Raw genomic sequence first — 15,930 nt, forward strand, 5'->3', positions numbered from 1 at the left:
CCCCGGACCGCATCGCCCGCGGTCCGGGGCCGACGCGTCTCCGAGACGGTCGCCCGGCTTGGGATCCCACACCCAACGAGGCCCGCGGCTTTCGTCGCCCCGACTGAATCATTTCTGGCCACGAGCCGCGACTGTGGGGCAACTCTCCCGCCCCAAGGAGTCCCCCAATGAAGCCCCCGATGAAAAGAGCCAAGGCGATATCCGCCTGTCTCGCGGCGTCACTGCTGGCGGCCGGCTGCGGAAGCGTCGCACCGGCCGGATCGTCCGGCGGTGACGCCTTCAGCTTCGCGATCAAGAGCGACCCGGGACTGCTCGACCCCGCCCAGGTCCAGAACACGACCACTTACACCGCGCTGTCGCTGGCTTACGACACCCTGGTCCATGCAGGGCCCGACGGCCGGATGGTCTCCGGACTCGCCGAGAGGTGGGATGTCAGGCCCGCCTCCGTCACCTTCACCCTGCGCCGAGGCGTCACCTGCGCCGACGGAAGCCCGGTGACCGCGAGCACGATCGCCGCCAACGTCGCCCACATCGCCGACCCCGCCACCAAGTCGCCCGCGTACGGCGTCGTGGTCCCCGAAGGACTCACCGCGAAGGCGGACGATGACGCCCGCACCGTGACCCTGTCGACACCCGAACCCTTCGCCTTCATCCTGCAGAGCACCCGCTACCTCTTCATCGTCTGCGGGGCGGGCCTGAAGGACCGCGCCCTGCTGGCGAGCGGCACCTCCGGATCGGGCCCCTTCCGACTCACCTCCGCCGAGCCGAACCAGAGCTACACCTTCGCCAGGCGAGACGGCTACGCCTGGGGACCGGACGGGGCGACCACCGCCGACCCGGCCATGCCCGGCTCGGTCGTGCTCAAGGTCGTCGGCAGCGAGTCGACGACCGCCAACCTGCTCCTCTCCCACCAGCTCAACGGCGCCCAGCTGGCCGGCCCCGACCGCGCCCGCGTCTCCAACCTCCCCGGCGTGACCACCATCGTCCAGGCCAACGGCACCCAGGAGTTCTTCTTCCACCAGGGCAAGGGCCACCCCGGCAGCGACCCTGCCGTCCGCAAGGCCCTGCTCCAGGCCGCCGACATGGACTCCCTCGGGGCGATCGCCACCGGCGGCACCGGCCGCACCCCCACCGGCCTGGTCATGGACCCCAAGCCCTGCCCCGGCGACACCGTCACCGGCCACCTGCCCGTCTACGACCCGGTCGAGGCCAAGACGACCCTGTACGCAGCCGGCTGGCGCCGCGGCTCCGACGGCATCTGGGCGAAGGAGGGGAAGCGGCTCACGATCCGCATGATCTACGGCACGTCGTCCGGCGAGACGATGGCGGCCGCGGCCGAGTACCTGGCCGAGCAATGGAAGCAGATCGGCGTCGACGTCCGACTGCGGGCCGTGTCCGACGCCGCCTACGGCGAGATCGAAGCGGTCACCCAGGACTGGGACGTGGACTGGGCGCCCCTCGGCGTCACCCTGCCCACCCAGCTGCTCGGCACCCTCTCCGGCCCCTTCACCCCCGACGGCGGCAACTTCGCCCACCTCACCAACACGGAGTACGAGAAGCTCACCGCCCAGGCGAGCAAGCAGCCCGGCACCGTCGGCTGCACCCTGTGGGACCGGTCGGAGCACGCCCTGTTCGAGAGCGGCGACATCGTCCCCGTCGTCGACAAGACCGTCACCATCGCCGCACACAACGCCACCTTCCGCATCACGTCGGGTCTCTTCGACGCGACATCGATCCGTATGAGGGGAGGACGGAAGTGACCACCACGACCGATGCCCTCACCCCGCACGAGACCGCCCCGGCCGCCCCACCACGCCGCCGCGTCCGACGCCTGACCCCGCTCTTCCTCGCCCGACAGCTGCTGCGCCTGGCCGGTTCCCTCGCCGTGCTCGTCGTCGCGTCGTTCGCGATGATCCACCTGATCCCCGGCGACCCGCTGCGCCAGATGCTCGGCCCCACCGCACCGAAGGAACTGGTCGACCAGCGCAGGAGCGAACTCGGCCTCGACCAGCCGCTGCTCACTCAGTTCACGCACTACGTCAAGCAGCTGTTCTCCGGAGATCTCGGAACCTCGTTCTTCTCCTCCCAGCCGGTGAGCGACCTCATCGGCCAGGGCCTGCCCAACACCCTGGCCCTCGCGGTCCTCGCCACACTCACCGCCCTCGCCGTGGCCGTACCGCTCGGCCTGTGGGCCGCCGTCCGCACCCACAACGGACGTCGGCGAGGCACCGAGACCGCCTTCACCACCCTCACCGGCGCCGCCGTCGCCATCCCCGAGTACCTCTACGGTCTGGCGCTGCTGCTCGTCCTCGCGCTCGGCCTCGGCCTGTTCCCGCCCGCCGGTCTGACCGGGCCCGCCTCCTTCGTACTGCCCGTCACAGCCCTCGCCATCGCACCGGCGGCGATGATCGCCCGCCTAGCCCGGGTGGAGACCCTGCGCGAACTCGACACCGACTACATGCGCCTGGCCCACGCCAAACGACTGCCCGCCTGGCGGCTGTACGCGGTGCACCTGCTGCCCAACACCCTCACCGCGACCCTGACCATGGGCGGCCTGCTGCTCAGTGGTCTGATCACCGGCAGCGTCCTGGTGGAGAACGTCTTCGCCTGGCCCGGTCTCGGCCTGCGCACCGTCGAGGCCATCACCCAGAAGGACTACCCCGTGGCGCAGGCCATGATCCTCGTATACGGAGCGCTCGTCCTCGTCGTCAACTTCCTCGTCGACATCCTTCTCGGGATCCTCGACCCCAAGTCGACACTGTCCACCCCGTCCGACTCCACTCGCCGGGAGGGCTGATGCGCCGTCTGCTGAGAAACCCCGTCGGTCTGCTGGGAGCCGTACTCGTCGCCCTCATGGTCTTCCTCGCCGTCGTCGGACCCCTGATCTGGCAGGACGCCGCCGACCAGATCAACCCCAAGGAGATCAGCCAGGGAGCCTCGTCCGCGCACCTGCTCGGCACCGACGCCCTCGGCCGGGACCTGCTGGCCCGGACCCTCGTCGCCACCCGGCTGACTCTGGGCCTGGCGTTCCTGGCCACCCTCATCGGCACCGTCAGCGGAATCCTGCTCGGCACCCTGCCTCAGGTCCTGCCGCGCCCGGTCGGCCGGGCGGTCATCGCCACGGTCGACCTCCTCGTGGCCTTTCCCACCCTGCTGCTCGCCATGTTCACCGCCGTCGTCGCCGGGCTCGGAGCACAGGGCGCCGTCCTCGGCATCGGCGTGGCCCTCGCACCGACCTTCGCCCGGCTCACCCACACCATGACGGCGACCGTCGCGGCATCGGACTACATCGCGGCCGCCCGCATGCTGCGCGTGCCCCGCCACCGCATCCTCACCCGGCACATCCTCCCCAACATCGCCGAACCGCTCATCCTCAACACCGCCCAGGCGATGGGTGGCGCCCTCCTCGGCCTGTCCGCGATGTCCTTTCTCGGCATGGGGGTCCAGGCACCCTCGTACGACTGGGGCCGGCTGCTGAACGAAGCCTTCGGGCACGTCTATGTCACCCCGTCCGTGGTCGTCGCGCCGGCGCTCGCCGTCACCCTCGCCGGCCTCGGCTTCATGCTGCTCGGTGACACCTTTGCGAAGGCCGCCGCCCACACGAGCGAACCCGTCGGCAAGCCCGTCGCCCCCGTGGTGACCCCCGCCCGGGACGAGCCCGTACCGGATGCCGTCCTGGAGGTACGGGACCTCACCGTCGCCTTCCCCGGCAACATCACCCCCGTACGCCAGGTGTCGCTGACCGTCCGCGAGGGCGAGATCGTCGGCCTGGTCGGCGAATCGGGCAGCGGCAAGAGCATGACCGCCGCCGCCATCGGGCAGATCGTCCCCTACCCCGGCCTCGCCGGCAGCGCCCGCACGCGACTGGCAGGGGTGGACCTGGACGGCCTCACGGACGCGGAGCGCCGCAAGCTGCTCGGCTCGTCCCTGGCGATGGTCTTCCAGGACCCCACCTCCTCGCTCAACCCGGCCCTGCGGGTCGGCGGACAGCTCGCCGAGGTGGCCACCCTGCACGACGGCGTCACGCGCACCGAGGCACGGGCCCGCGCCGTCGAACGCCTCGGCACGGTCCGCATCAAGCAGCCCGCCGAGGTCGCCCGGCAGTATCCTCACGAGCTGTCCGGCGGCATGCGTCAGCGCGCCGTCATCGCGATGGGCCTCATGGGCACGCCCCGCCTGATCATCGCGGACGAGCCCACCACCGCGCTCGACGTCACCGTCCAGCGCGAGGTGCTGCGGGTGCTGCGCGAGGTGGTCGACGAGACGCGCGCGGGCGTCCTGTTCATCTCCCACGACATCGCCGTCGTCAGCGAACTGTGCGACCGGATCGCCGTGATGTACGCGGGCCGCATCGTCGAGGAGCTTCCCGCCGACGGCCTCCACTACGCCCGGCACCCCTACACCCGCGCCCTGGTCGGCTCCCTCCCTGATATGGACACCGACCGGTCGGGTCCCCTCAGCACCATCCCCGGCCGCCAGCCCGCGCCCGGCGACGTCGGCGACGGCTGCGCCTTCGCCGACCGGTGCGCCTTCGTCACCGCGCGCTGCGGGATCCGCCCCAAGTTGATCGCCCGTACGGACGACCACTCCGTGGCCTGCTGGGAGGTCCAGTGAACATCGACCGACTCACCGTCCGCTTCGGCTCCTTCACCGCCGTCGACGGAGTCAGCCTGGAGGTGCCGCGGGGCTCCGTCACCGGGCTCGTCGGAGAGTCCGGCTCCGGGAAGTCCACCCTCGCCCGCGCCGTCGCCGGCCTCACCCCGTACCAGGGCACGGTCTCAGGCGTCGCGCGCGGCCGCGTCCAGATGGTGTTCCAGGATCCCTACTCCTCGCTCAACCCGCGCATGAGCATCGGCGACGCCGTCGCGGAGGGCACCCGAGTCCCGCGGGCCCAGCGGGCGGCAGAGGTCGGACGGCTCCTCGAACTGGTCTCACTGCCGGCCGCGTATACAGGCAAGTACCCCCGCGAACTCTCCGGAGGCCAGCGCCAGCGCGTCGCCATCGCCCGGGCCCTCGCCGCCGGGCCCGAGCTCCTCATCGCCGACGAGATCACCTCCGCCCTCGACGTCTCCGTCCAGGGCGCGGTGCTCAACCTGCTGCGCGAACTGCGGGGCGAACTCGGCCTGACCATGCTCTTCATCTCGCACAACCTCGCCGTCGTGCGGTACGTCTGCGACGCCGTCGCCGTCATGCACCACGGCCGGCTCGTGGAGTCCGGCCCCGTCGAAGGGGTGATCGGGGCGCCCCGGCACGCGTACACCCGCACCCTGCTGGACGCCGTCCCGCGCTTGGCCCGCGCCTGAGGCCCGCCCCCTCCTCCCGCGCGTCCGGCGGCCCGACACCCCTATCAGGGCCGCCGGACGCCTCCTCACCGCCCGAAAGGACTGTCGTGTCCCACGACCTGCACCACCGCGCCGTCGTCGCCGACGCGCACAACGACCTCCTCATGGCCGTCGCAGCCCGCCCCCCGAAGCGCTGGGGCGCCTTCTTCCGCGAGCGCTGGCTGCCCCAATTGCGCGAGGGCGGCATCGACATCCAGGTCCTGCCGGTCTTCATCGACGACCAGCACCGGCCCGAGGGCGCGCTCCGGCAGACCCTCCGCATGATCGAGTGCGCCCACGTCCTCGCCGAGGCCAACGCCGACCAGGTCGCGCTGTGCCTGAACGGCGACGACACAGACGCGGCCGTCGCCGAGGGCAAGATCGCCTTGGTTCTCGCCCTCGAGAGTGCCCCTGGCATCGACGCCTCCGTCGAGCTCTTCCCCACCCTCTTCCGTCTCGGCGTACGGATCGCGTCCGTGGCCCACTGGGGGCGCACTCCGCTCGCCGACGGCAGCCGCGAGGACGCCACCGGCAGCCGGCTCACGACACCCGGTGTCGAGGCGCTGCGGGAGATGGAACGCCTCGGCATGCTCTTCGACGTTTCCCACCTGGGGGCGAGCGGCGTCGCCCACGTCCTGGAGCTCGCCAACCGGCCCCTGATCGCCACCCATTCCTGCGCCCGCGCTCTTCGTGACCACCACCGCAACCTCACCGACGAACAGATCCGCGGCGTGGCAGCCACGGGCGGCGTGGTGTGCGTGAACTTCGTACCGGACTTCCTCACCGACGACCAGGCGAAGGTGAGCACGGACCGGATCGTCGACCACATCGAGCACATCGTCTCCGTCGCGGGGATCGACCACGTCGGCCTCGGCTCGGACTTCGTACGCGAGGTCATGACGGACGTCACCCCGCCCTGTTGCGAGAACCTCGACGACGAGGACCCGATGTTCGACTTCCCCGGCCTCGAAGGCCCCGCCGGAATGCCCCTGGTGACCGAGGCGCTCGTCCGCCGAGGACTGCCGGAAACGGACATCCTGAAGATCCTCGGCGGGAACATGCGGCAGCTCATGACCAAGCACATGGGCTGAAGGCCGGCGCGGCAGCGGTGCCCGGCGGGACGTACGACCCGCCGGGCACCGCCCGTTCCATGGTCGTTCGGTCCCCGGCACGAATCGGGCGCCCAGGTTGTCACGGCGCCACCAACCGGGCCGTGTCCGGCCTGCCTAGCGTGGCGGTCATCCCAACCTGGAGGAACCACCGTGCCGGTTGACCAAGAACCCCACCCCCTGCGAGCGGACTACGCGTCCGCCCCCGTATTCGAGCTCGACGCCATGCTCGCCGACCTCGAAGAACTCGTCACCTGCGAGTCGTACTCCGCCGACCACGCCGCTGTGGCCCGCAGCGCGCGGGTGGTCGCCGAGCAGGGCGGCCGGCTGCTCGGCGCCCGCCCGGAGACGCTTGTGATCGACGGCGTCACGCACGTCCAGTGGACCTTCGGGACCCCGCGCGTCCTGCTCCTGGGCCACCACGACACCGTCTGGCCGATCGGCTCCCTCAAGACCCACCCCTGGTCGGTGGAGCAGGGCATCGCCCGCGGTCCCGGCGTCTTCGACATGAAGGCCGGCCTGGTCCAGATGTTCCACGCACTGGCTGCCCTGCCCTCCCTCGACGGGGTGTGCGTCCTCGTCACGGGCGACGAGGAGGTCGGCTCGGACACCTCCCGCCCGCTCATCGAGGACCTGGCGCGTCAGTGCACGGCCACCCTCGTCCTGGAGCCCTCCGCCCCCGGAGGAGCGCTCAAGACCGGCCGCAAGGGCGTCTCCCTCTACGACATCACGGTTCACGGCCGCGCCGCCCACTCCGGGCTCGAACCCGAGAAGGGCATCAACGCGGCAACCGAACTCGCCCGCCAGATCCTGGCCCTGAGCCGGATCGCAGACACGGTGACCGCCGAGACGGGGCCCGGGACGACGGTTACCCCCACGCTGGCTTCGGCAGGTACCGCGAACAACACCGTGCCCGCCCGCGCCGACCTCAGCGTCGACGTACGTGTCCCCAGCGCTGCCGCCCAGGACGCGGTCGACCAGCTGATCAGGACCCTGCGGCCCGAACTCCCCGACGCGCGTCTGGACGTCACCGGCGGCCCCAACCGCCCGCCTCTCAACCCCGATGCCTCACGCGGGCTCTTCGCCCTGGCGGGCGACGTCACCGCGCGACTCGGCCTCGGCCCCCTGCGGCAGGCAGCCGTCGGCGGCGCGTCCGACGGCAACTACACCGCCGGAGTCGGCTGCCCCACCCTCGACGGCCTCGGCGCCGTCGGCGACGGTGCCCACGCCGACCACGAACACGTCCTCACCGCCACCATGCCGGCCCGCGCCCGGCTCCTGGCCCACCTCGTCGGAGCGATGCTTTGACCGCACTCGACGTCAGGGAACTCCACGTCATGGAGGACCTCGACACCGTCAGCCGCCTCTACGCCGGCATATGGGGCACGGCCGCCGACAGCCCACCTGTCTCCGCCGAGGTGATGCGAGCCCTGTCCCACGCGGGCAACTACGTGGCCGGCGCCTACGAGCAGGGCCGCCTGGTCGGCGCCTCCGTCGGCTTCTACGGCGACCCCGTCGGCACCACTCTGCACTCCCACATCACGGGCGCCTCCCAGGGCCGCGGCATCGGCCTCGCCCTCAAATCGCACCAGCGCCAATGGGCCCTCGCCCGCGGGCTCAAGCGCATCACGTGGACCTACGATCCACTGATCCGCCGCAACGCCCACTTCAACCTTGTCAAGCTCGGCGCCCGCCCCGAGGAGTACCTACGGTCCTTCTACGGCGCGATGGACGACGCGATCAACGGCGGCGACGAGTCCGACCGCGTCCTGACCGCCTGGGATCTGACGGCGCCCGAGGGGCCGTGCACCTTCGACCTGCCCGCCGGAGTCGCCCGTGGCGTGCGCAACGACGACGGCCGCCCCGTGATCGGCCCGACCGACGCCGACACCGTCCTGATCGACCTCCCTGACGACATCGAGTCGCTGCGCCGCACCGACCCGAGCGCCGCACACGACTGGCGGCTGGCCGTACGCCACACCCTGGGCGGCCTGCTCGCCGAGGGAGCCCGCGTCGCCGGCTTCCACGATCGCCGCAGCTACGTCATCCACCGCACCACCAGTACCGCCGCCTGAACACCCCACCAGGAGCCACCCGCACATGAAGACCACGATCTCCGGCGTCGAACTGCGCCGCGTCGCGATGCCGCTCGTCGCCCCGTTCCGCACCTCCTTCGGCGTCGAGACCAGCCGCGACGTCCTGCTCGTCCGCGTCGTCACCTCCGACGGAATCGAAGGCTGGGCGGAGTGCGCGGCCATGTCCGAGCCCCGCTACTGCTCCGAATACGTCGACGGCGCCCAGGACGTCCTGCGCCGCTTCCTCGTCCCGGCCCTGCTGAAGGAGAGCGTGGACGCGGCGAGCGTTGGCCGCGCACTGGAACCCTTCACCGGCCACCACATGGCGAAGTCGGTCCTGGAGACCGCAGTCCTCGACGCTCAACTCCGCCTGTCAGGCGTGTCCTTCGCGACCCATCTGGGCGCGGCCCGCGACCGCGTCCCCTGCGGCGTCTCCGTCGGCATCATGGACTCGATACCCGAGCTCCTGGACGCGGTGGCGGGCTACGTGGCCGAGGGCTACGTCCGTATCAAGCTGAAGATCGAGCCCGGCTGGGACGTCGAACCCGTCCGCGCCGTCCGCGAGCGCTTCGGTGACGACCTCCTCCTCCAGGTCGACGCCAACGCTGCCTACACCCTGGTCGACACCCAGCAGCTCGCCAAGCTCGACGACTTCGGCCTCCTGCTGATCGAACAGCCCCTCGCCAACGACGACATGGTCCAGCACGCCCAGCTCGCCAAGCTCCTGCGCACCCCGATCTGCCTGGACGAGTCCATCGAGTCCGCCGCCGACGCCGCGGCGGCCATCTCCCTCGGCGCATGCTCGATCATCAACATCAAGCCGGCCCGCGTCGGCGGCTACCTCGAAGCCCGCCGCATCCACGACATCGCCCGCGCCCACGGCATCCCCGTGTGGTGCGGCGGCATGCTGGAGACCGGCATCGGCCGCGCCGCCAACGTCGCCCTGGCGGCCCTCCCCGGCTTCACCCTCCCCGGCGACACCTCGGGCTCCCACCGCTACTTCGCCACGGACATCACGGAGCCGTTCGTCCTGGAGAACGGCCACCTCGACGTCCCTACGGGCCCGGGCCTCGGCATCGAGCCGCTCCCGGACGTCCTGAAGGAGGTCACCACCTCCACCGAGTGGATCGCGCTGTAGTCCTTCGTACGGGACAAGCGACCTTCCGGGTCCCTGGGCGCGCACCGCGCCCAGGGACCCTTCGCTGGATCTCGTCGCACGCGACCGAATGACCGGATCGAATTCGGTGTAGGAAACGAACCAAAGGGGTCACTGGTCCGGCACTGTAATACCACCGCACGGCGTGGCGTCGTGGGCACTTCCACCGGCGAGTGCCCACGACGCCACGCAGCCCGCCCGCCCTCCGGTAAGCATCCTTCTCGGCAGTGGGCGGGCGCCCAGACTGCGGCGGCAGTCGATACCGCCCGCAGCCGATCCGTCCTACACCGCCCCCTGCCGGGGCATCCCGAGGCTGCGTGGCCCGAAGCGGTGTTACGAATCAGACTTTCTCGGCGGTCACGCGGGGATGGGCGGCGGTGAGCACGGTGATGTCCTCGACGTCGGACGTCAGGATCGTGACGCGTCCCGGCTGGGCGAGGGCGGTGGCGCAGAGCATGGCGTCGATGGCGTACTTGTGGCCGTGGAGTCCGGCCGCGCGCAGCAGAGTGGCGGCGGACTGGGCGAGGGCCTGGGTGACCGGCTCGACCCGCAGGCGGGACAGAGTCCACTTCAGTACGGCGTCATTGATCCGGGGATGGATCACCTCGACGAGGACCGCGGCACAGGTGATCACCGGAAGGTCGGCCTCACGAGCGGCGGTGAGCCACTCGTGGACTTCGCGGTCGCGTTGCACGGCCTTGGCCAGGCCCTCGCTGTCCAGGAGGAGGGCGCCGCTCACGCGGCCGCCCCGGCGCCGGACGCGGTGCCGCCATTGAGCTTGGCCCGCTTGGCTGCGACGGCTTCCGGGTCGGCGGGGCCGAGGGTCTTGTCGAAGTCGGCGATCAGCTCGTCCAGGTTGTCCCGCTCGATCTGCCGCTGCGCGGCCTTCTCCAGATACGCCGACACGCCTCGCTTGCCCACTCGCTCACGGATCGCTTGCAGGGTGCCGGCGGTCAGGGAAACGGAGATGCCGCTGGTGGGGCCATCACCGGGCGGGAAGTCGGTGTCATCGTCAGCCATGACGTAAGTATGGCATTTCGAATGCTATTCGGCGACCTTCGCGGTGGTGCGGAGTTCTGGACGCCCTCGTCGTGCGTCAGGCATCGCACGTAGCGCCCATCGTGCACGTAATGCACATTGATCTTGCGCCCGTTTTGTGTCGAGCAAGTCTCTGACCTGCGGTTTTCTTTGACCTGTTTTGGCTCTACATGTTTGCGATGACGCATCATGTGGAGTGCGTTGCCATTTTGGAGCCTGTTAGGTAGGGCGCTGAGCTGCGGTTCTGCGAATGGGCTTGATGTGCGGTGCGGGCGATGCCTTGACGCTCATCTGACGCCCGTTCCGATGGAGTGTCATGTCAGGGCTGAGCCGCTCAGGCCGTTCCCTTACTTGTCCTGCCGACCGCGCCGTCGGCGGTCTCGTGTTCCCAGATGCGGAGGGGCAGCCAACCGATCAGCGTGAGGCGGGCATCGGTATACCACTCCGAGTTGCGCCGGGGCGCGTGCCGGTGAGTCGGACAGGCGTGCCAGAAACAGCCCTGAACGAACACGGCGGTGCGCCACTTCGTGAAGGTGACTTCGGCGCGGCGACGTGGCATGCCGACGATCGGCAGGTCCACGCGGTAGCGGAAGCCCAATGAGTGCAGAGCCCGGCGAAGCGCAAGCTCCGGAGCCGTGACCCGGCTTCGCTGGGCGACCATGACCCTCCGCGCGTTGGCGTCGCGCGGTGTCGGCGTCCCTCTTCGGCGTTCCTGGATTCTCACGCCTGATCAACCATCGGGTTGCCTCACCGTTACGGGCGGCGTACCGATGATCCGTCCGGGCCGTTCACGACCATCGCTTATGCTGCGACCGAACTCGGCATCGCGTTCCCTCCCGGTCTCACTGAGGGGTTTAGAAGGCACTTGGTGGGTGGGGGCATGGGGTGGCTCTGACCTGGGCCGATGTACTTGGGTGCTGGACGCTTCCGAGGTTTTCGGGATGGCAGGGTTGTCAGAGAAGGCGCTACTGGAGCGTACGGAGGGCGGGGCGGTGCTGCACCCGACGGGGTCTCAACCTGCATGGTGAACCCCTGCGTGGCCTCGTATGCGGCCGACTACTGATGAGCGGCCGATGTAGGTCGCCGACCGGTGCCAGCCTCAAGGGGTGGGCTCCCAAAGAAGTCCGCCCCTTGAGGCCTGTAGTGGGAAGCGCCTACTCGGACAGTCTTTCCCATCGGCGGGATAGCGCTTCGGCTCGGCGAACCGAGTCCTGCGCCGGGTTGTTTCCCAGAACCAAGCGCAGGCCGCTATAGATCGGCTTCCACTCGTGGAGTAGGTCGGCGATGGGGTCGGCCCATTCCGGGACGTTGCGCTCCGTGGCGCTCTCTGCCAGCGACATCGCCGCTTCAAGGTAGGCGAATGCTGTGACGCGGTTTGCCCGATCTGCGGTGAGGGCTACATCGAAATGCCTCTTCCCGCGTTGGTGGAATTCCCGCCATCGGGCTTCGCCCTGGCGGGCAAAGTAATTTGCCTTGTTGATCAGGATTGTGCCGCAAGTGGTTCGAGTGAACGCGTCGTCCAGCAGGTTGACGGCCCGCTCGGCGAACGACTCGGCGCGTGACCAATCGTTCAGGTGCTTCGCATGGATGGCTCGCTGCTCCCAGTATCGGGCATTCCATCCGCCGAAATGGGGAAGGAGATCGTCATAGAACTTCTCTACGTCCTCGCTCGGGAAGATGCTGGTCAACAGCTTCTGGGTCATCGTGTAGCGGACGAACATCGCCGCTCGGTTGCGTGCGCGTAGACTTTCTTGATTTACAAGTGGGGACAGGTTCTGGATGCACTCACGAAGGGCCGAAAGGGCACCCTTGTCCCCCAGGGACTTGACGATGGAATCCATGAGGAGATCGCGCTGGCGGGCCACGACGGCGTCGCCCTGGATTTCGATGAAGGGTTCCATGCTTCGCCGGGCGGCCCGGACGATCGTGTCCGATGAGACGTTGAGCGCCTTTGCGCATTCAAGCAGGCTCACCGAATTGCGGCCACGGCTGGCAACGGAAAGCAGGAGGATGAGCGCCTTCTTCCAGTCGGCGTCGAGCGAGAGGACCTCTTGCTCCATGCGCTTGTGAAACCCGATGCCGTGCTCTAGCTCCATCATCGCCGAGAAGACGTCGCGGTTCCTGAAGTGGCCGACTCGCTGGTTCCTGTTCAGCCCCTCCAGCTTGCCGAGCCGACCGTGCCTTTCGCGCAGGTCGACGAGAACTTCGGCATCGCGGCGCTGGATCCGGGCCGGCACGGATGCGGACAGGTTACTTTCGTAAGCCGCCTCGATCCGGGCCTCCAACTGCAGACTCCTACCGGGGAGTTCTGCCGCCACGACATAGATCTCGGCAGTGCTTTCCAGCCCGGCCTCGGTGAGGAGCTTGTAGATGTCATCGGCGAAGTCTGCGGCCCCGTCGATGAAGAGGACGGAGGGGCCTTGACCGCTGAACTTGTCGACCAGTCGTTGGACGTCGAAGCGGCTGGACCGGTCAAAGTCGTAACATCGGACGCCGGCGGATCGTACTTCCCTTGCTATCCAGAGGAGTCCGCTGGACACTCCAGTGAGGCGGGATCCGTAGATGAGGTGAATCCTCGGGTCGTGACTTTCCGAGGCGGCCCATTCCCGGATGTCCTTGGCGACCTCCCGCATCCAGGACAGCGGTGCCACCAGGTTGTCGATGACGTCACACCAGAGGGGCTCGTCGCCTTCAAGGTAGCGATGGGACTTCGGTCGCGGTCCGGGGTGGTTGGTCTGCAGCTCGTGAACCTGAGGAACGCTCAGCTGTTCGCTCTGCGCCAACTCCAGGAGGGACTCACGATCCAGGCCGACTTGAGCAAACCAGTCCTTCGTGAATTCCTCGGCTGTGCCCTTGTACACCACGAAGCCGTACTGTTTCAGCTCCCACTCGTTCGCGGGCGAGATCTTCGGGTCTACGACGATGGACGGCGCTGCCGCACTTGGCCGGTTCCGGGTGAGGAGGCGCTCGATGTCAGGGTCGTCCAGCAGGCGAGCGCCTACGACAACGAGCGGTTGTGAGCCGATGGTCGAGGCGAGGACCTGATCCCAGACGACGTGCCCCTGAGCGGCGGCCTGGTACTCCGGCAGCGAGAAGATCAGCTGTCGCGGCTTCGAGCCGATGATGTGACCGTGGAGATGGATGATCTCCAGGTCGCCCGTCTCTGAGAACTCCTCGTCCCAGGAGATGGTTCGCGCTGCGCGATACTGGGAAAGCGGGCTGGACCGGTACGCCTGCTCTGCTGCGTCATCCACGTTGAGGGTCCAGATCCGCCGCCACGGGAGGCTGATGAGGTCGGTGAACCACTCAGCGTGCTGGACGTCTCCGAACACCTTCTTGAGGAACCGCCAGACCGCTTCCCGCGAAGATCCGATGACCGAACGCTGATAGGCCCGCATCAGCGTGTCCTCTGTGACGTCGATCGGAACGTCCGGGTACTCCTCGGCCAGCGCCTCCACCAGGGCCTTCGCCATGGGGACGTCGCCGTATCGGTTGTGGGCCCCGCGACTCGCGCCTGCGCCGAGCAGCACATGGTACGAGCCGTTCCTGGCCGCCGTTTTGAGGGAGTGGAGCTGACTTTTCGTCAGTAGGGACTCCAGGGCTGGCAACGTGGCTCCTTCCGCTCGCCGCGCAGGGCACATCGGAGCTGATGCGCACGCGGCTGTCCGCCTCAATCGTCCCACGGCCAAGGCGACATGATCTCAATTCAGGCAGCGTCGGACCGAGAGAGCAGCCGCCGTGGTAGTCAAAGACATCCAGGGGTCTGAAGGTTGCGGCAGTCTCACGGGCTGCGGCAGGAGAGGGGTACCACCGATGAGCGTACTGTTGTTGGCCGTGACGATCGGTCTCATTGCGGCCGGCATTGGGCTTCAAGTTTGGGCCTCCGGGCCGAGGGGGCAGGGGAGGCGGTACGCGCTGCAGTTGCCCGCGGTGCTCCTCTACTCCCTGGCGAGCGCGCTCTTCCTGTACTCGATCTTCCCGGACTCGGTCTCGGAAGGCCGGGCCATGGGGTTCGGGCTCGGTGGTGCCGCCGGGTTTGCCGGGTTCTTCATGCTCGCCTCGTATGCCTGGCTTTCCAGGACGAGGCCCCACGACGAAACGGCGAGCGCCCTCGAGGCCGCTACGAAGGAGAACGCTCGGCTCCGCAAAAGCGTGGACAATGCGCTGGCGGCTCACGACGCAAAGGTGACGCCCGCGCGCAGTTCCCGGTGCGAGATTCCGATCAAGGGCAACCGCAGGCACCAGCTCGGAATGATCACTGGGAATCTGGCGAATGTGTCGGGCGTGGATGTCTGGGTGAACCCTGAGAGCACCCGCATGGAGATGTCCCGCGTCACCGAGCCGACGATCTCCGCCACCATTCGCTATCACGGGGGCACCCGAGATGCGGGCGGCCACCTTGTGGTAGACCGCATCGCTTTGGAGCTCGCCGAGCAGATGGTCGACCATACCCACGTCGCTGCGGGTCAAGTGCTGATCACCGGACCGGGTGAGCTCCGCCAGAGTCATGGGGTCAGGCGCATCGCCCATATCGCGGCGGTAGAGGGGGAACCGGCCTCGGGATTTCGTCAGGTCATGGACCTAGAGCGTTGCGTCCGGAATCTGCTCATGGAGGTGGACCGCTTGAACGAGGCTGGAGAGGGATGCCGCTCCGTCGTGCTGCCGCTGTTGGGAACCGGTGGTGGCAACAGCGATCTGCAGAGGACGGCACAGGAGCTGGCGACCGCCGTGGTGGGCTACTTCGGGGATCATTCGGCCTCGCGGATCCGTACCGTCTACCTCCTGGCCTATACCGACAGTCAAGCCGAGGTCTGCCGGTCCGTGCTTTCCATGCCGGATGGCAGCTGAGTAGCATCGGCTCGCATGCTTGAATCGGTGTGTGATCGAGTGGCAACTGCCGAGGCGCGGACGTGGACCCTGCGGCGAGGTTCCGCCCGCCCTGGAGCGGGAGTTGGGATCGCCGGCCGGCGACGAAGAGGCATGGCGAGGGCTCTGGCACCTCCTCGCTACCGAAGGGACGACCGTCTCCGCCGCGAGTTTCGCGGCTTTGCCGTATCTGGGGGACCTCGCCCGCTCCGGCGAAACGGTCGCGGTGGGCCGGGCGCTGGAACTCCCGCGGTGATCGTCGCGGGAGTTCTTCAGGACCATGGTGCCGACGAGCTCATACGGGAAGTGGCTCCCGTCATCACTGAGCTCAGGGACGTACTTGGTGACGGTGATCTTCCAACGAC

Annotated in this window: 13 protein-coding genes; 9 read left to right on the top strand and 4 right to left on the bottom strand. The window is 68.7% G+C overall.

Features of this window, described 5'->3' with window-relative positions; genetic code table 11:
* The first annotated feature begins 167 nt into the window (after positions 1 to 167).
* The 8 genes from ACQP09_RS28400 (at position 168) to menC (ending at position 9,643) form a co-directional block, all read left to right on the top strand.
* Positions 168 to 1,760 carry an ABC transporter substrate-binding protein gene (locus ACQP09_RS28400; RefSeq protein WP_433404637.1) on the top strand — a complete coding sequence of 531 codons (1,593 nt, stop codon included), beginning with the start codon at positions 168 to 170 and terminating at the stop codon, positions 1,758 to 1,760.
* Complete coding sequence (locus tag ACQP09_RS28405) at positions 1,757 to 2,797, top strand: ABC transporter permease (RefSeq protein WP_433404640.1); 1,041 nt, start codon at positions 1,757 to 1,759, stop codon at positions 2,795 to 2,797. Before ACQP09_RS28400 ends, ACQP09_RS28405 begins: the two co-directional genes overlap by 4 nt.
* Complete coding sequence (locus tag ACQP09_RS28410; protein ID WP_433404643.1) at positions 2,797 to 4,614, top strand: dipeptide/oligopeptide/nickel ABC transporter permease/ATP-binding protein; 1,818 nt, start codon at positions 2,797 to 2,799, stop codon at positions 4,612 to 4,614. The genes ACQP09_RS28405 and ACQP09_RS28410 overlap by 1 nt, the downstream gene beginning before the upstream one ends.
* Positions 4,611 to 5,303 carry an ABC transporter ATP-binding protein gene (locus ACQP09_RS28415; protein ID WP_433404646.1) on the top strand — a complete coding sequence of 231 codons (693 nt, stop codon included), beginning with the start codon at positions 4,611 to 4,613 and terminating at the stop codon, positions 5,301 to 5,303. The genes ACQP09_RS28410 and ACQP09_RS28415 overlap by 4 nt, the downstream gene beginning before the upstream one ends.
* An 86-nt stretch (positions 5,304 to 5,389) precedes the next feature.
* On the top strand, positions 5,390 to 6,412 hold the full coding sequence (locus tag ACQP09_RS28420) for a dipeptidase (RefSeq protein WP_433404649.1): 1,023 nt from the start codon (positions 5,390 to 5,392) through the stop codon (positions 6,410 to 6,412).
* Between the two features lie 243 nt (positions 6,413 to 6,655).
* On the top strand, positions 6,656 to 7,738 hold the full coding sequence (locus ACQP09_RS28425) for a M20 family metallopeptidase (RefSeq protein WP_433406789.1): 1,083 nt from the start codon (positions 6,656 to 6,658) through the stop codon (positions 7,736 to 7,738).
* Positions 7,735 to 8,505 carry a GNAT family N-acetyltransferase gene (locus tag ACQP09_RS28430; protein WP_433404652.1) on the top strand — a complete coding sequence of 257 codons (771 nt, stop codon included), beginning with the start codon at positions 7,735 to 7,737 and terminating at the stop codon, positions 8,503 to 8,505. The genes ACQP09_RS28425 and ACQP09_RS28430 overlap by 4 nt, the downstream gene beginning before the upstream one ends.
* A gap of 25 nt (positions 8,506 to 8,530) precedes the next feature.
* On the top strand, positions 8,531 to 9,643 hold the full coding sequence (gene menC / locus ACQP09_RS28435; RefSeq protein ID WP_433404654.1) for an o-succinylbenzoate synthase: 1,113 nt from the start codon (positions 8,531 to 8,533) through the stop codon (positions 9,641 to 9,643).
* Positions 9,644 to 10,001: 358 nt separating this feature from the next.
* On the opposite strand, the gene ACQP09_RS28440 is transcribed toward menC, so the two are convergent.
* The 4 genes from ACQP09_RS28440 to ACQP09_RS28455 all read right to left on the bottom strand — a co-directional run bounded on the left by ACQP09_RS28440 (position 10,002) and on the right by ACQP09_RS28455 (position 14,307).
* A complete protein-coding gene (locus ACQP09_RS28440) occupies positions 10,002 to 10,400 on the bottom strand; it encodes a PIN domain-containing protein (RefSeq protein WP_433404657.1) in 399 nt (132 codons plus the stop codon).
* Entirely contained in the window at positions 10,397 to 10,681 is a 285-nt protein-coding gene (locus ACQP09_RS28445) for a hypothetical protein (RefSeq protein ID WP_433404659.1), read from the bottom strand. The genes ACQP09_RS28440 and ACQP09_RS28445 overlap by 4 nt, the downstream gene beginning before the upstream one ends.
* A 352-nt stretch (positions 10,682 to 11,033) precedes the next feature.
* The gene (locus tag ACQP09_RS28450) at positions 11,034 to 11,360 is read right to left on the bottom strand and encodes a very short patch repair endonuclease (RefSeq protein WP_433404661.1); all 327 of its coding nucleotides are present in this window, start codon (positions 11,358 to 11,360) and stop codon (positions 11,034 to 11,036) included.
* 493 nt (positions 11,361 to 11,853) lie between these two features.
* Positions 11,854 to 14,307, bottom strand: coding sequence for an SIR2 family protein (locus tag ACQP09_RS28455; protein ID WP_433404665.1), 2,454 nt, complete (start codon positions 14,305 to 14,307; stop codon positions 11,854 to 11,856).
* Positions 14,308 to 14,512: 205 nt separating this feature from the next.
* Between ACQP09_RS28455 and ACQP09_RS28460 the strand changes: the two genes are divergently transcribed.
* Positions 14,513 to 15,547: a macro domain-containing protein gene (locus ACQP09_RS28460; RefSeq protein ID WP_433404668.1), complete on the top strand. Its 1,035-nt coding sequence runs from the start codon at positions 14,513 to 14,515 to the stop codon at positions 15,545 to 15,547.
* Positions 15,548 to 15,930: the final 383 nt, after the last annotated feature.

The sequence above is a fragment of the Streptomyces sp. CA-146814 genome (assembly GCF_050942385.1).
In the GTDB taxonomy this organism is placed as follows: domain Bacteria; phylum Actinomycetota; class Actinomycetes; order Streptomycetales; family Streptomycetaceae; genus Streptomyces.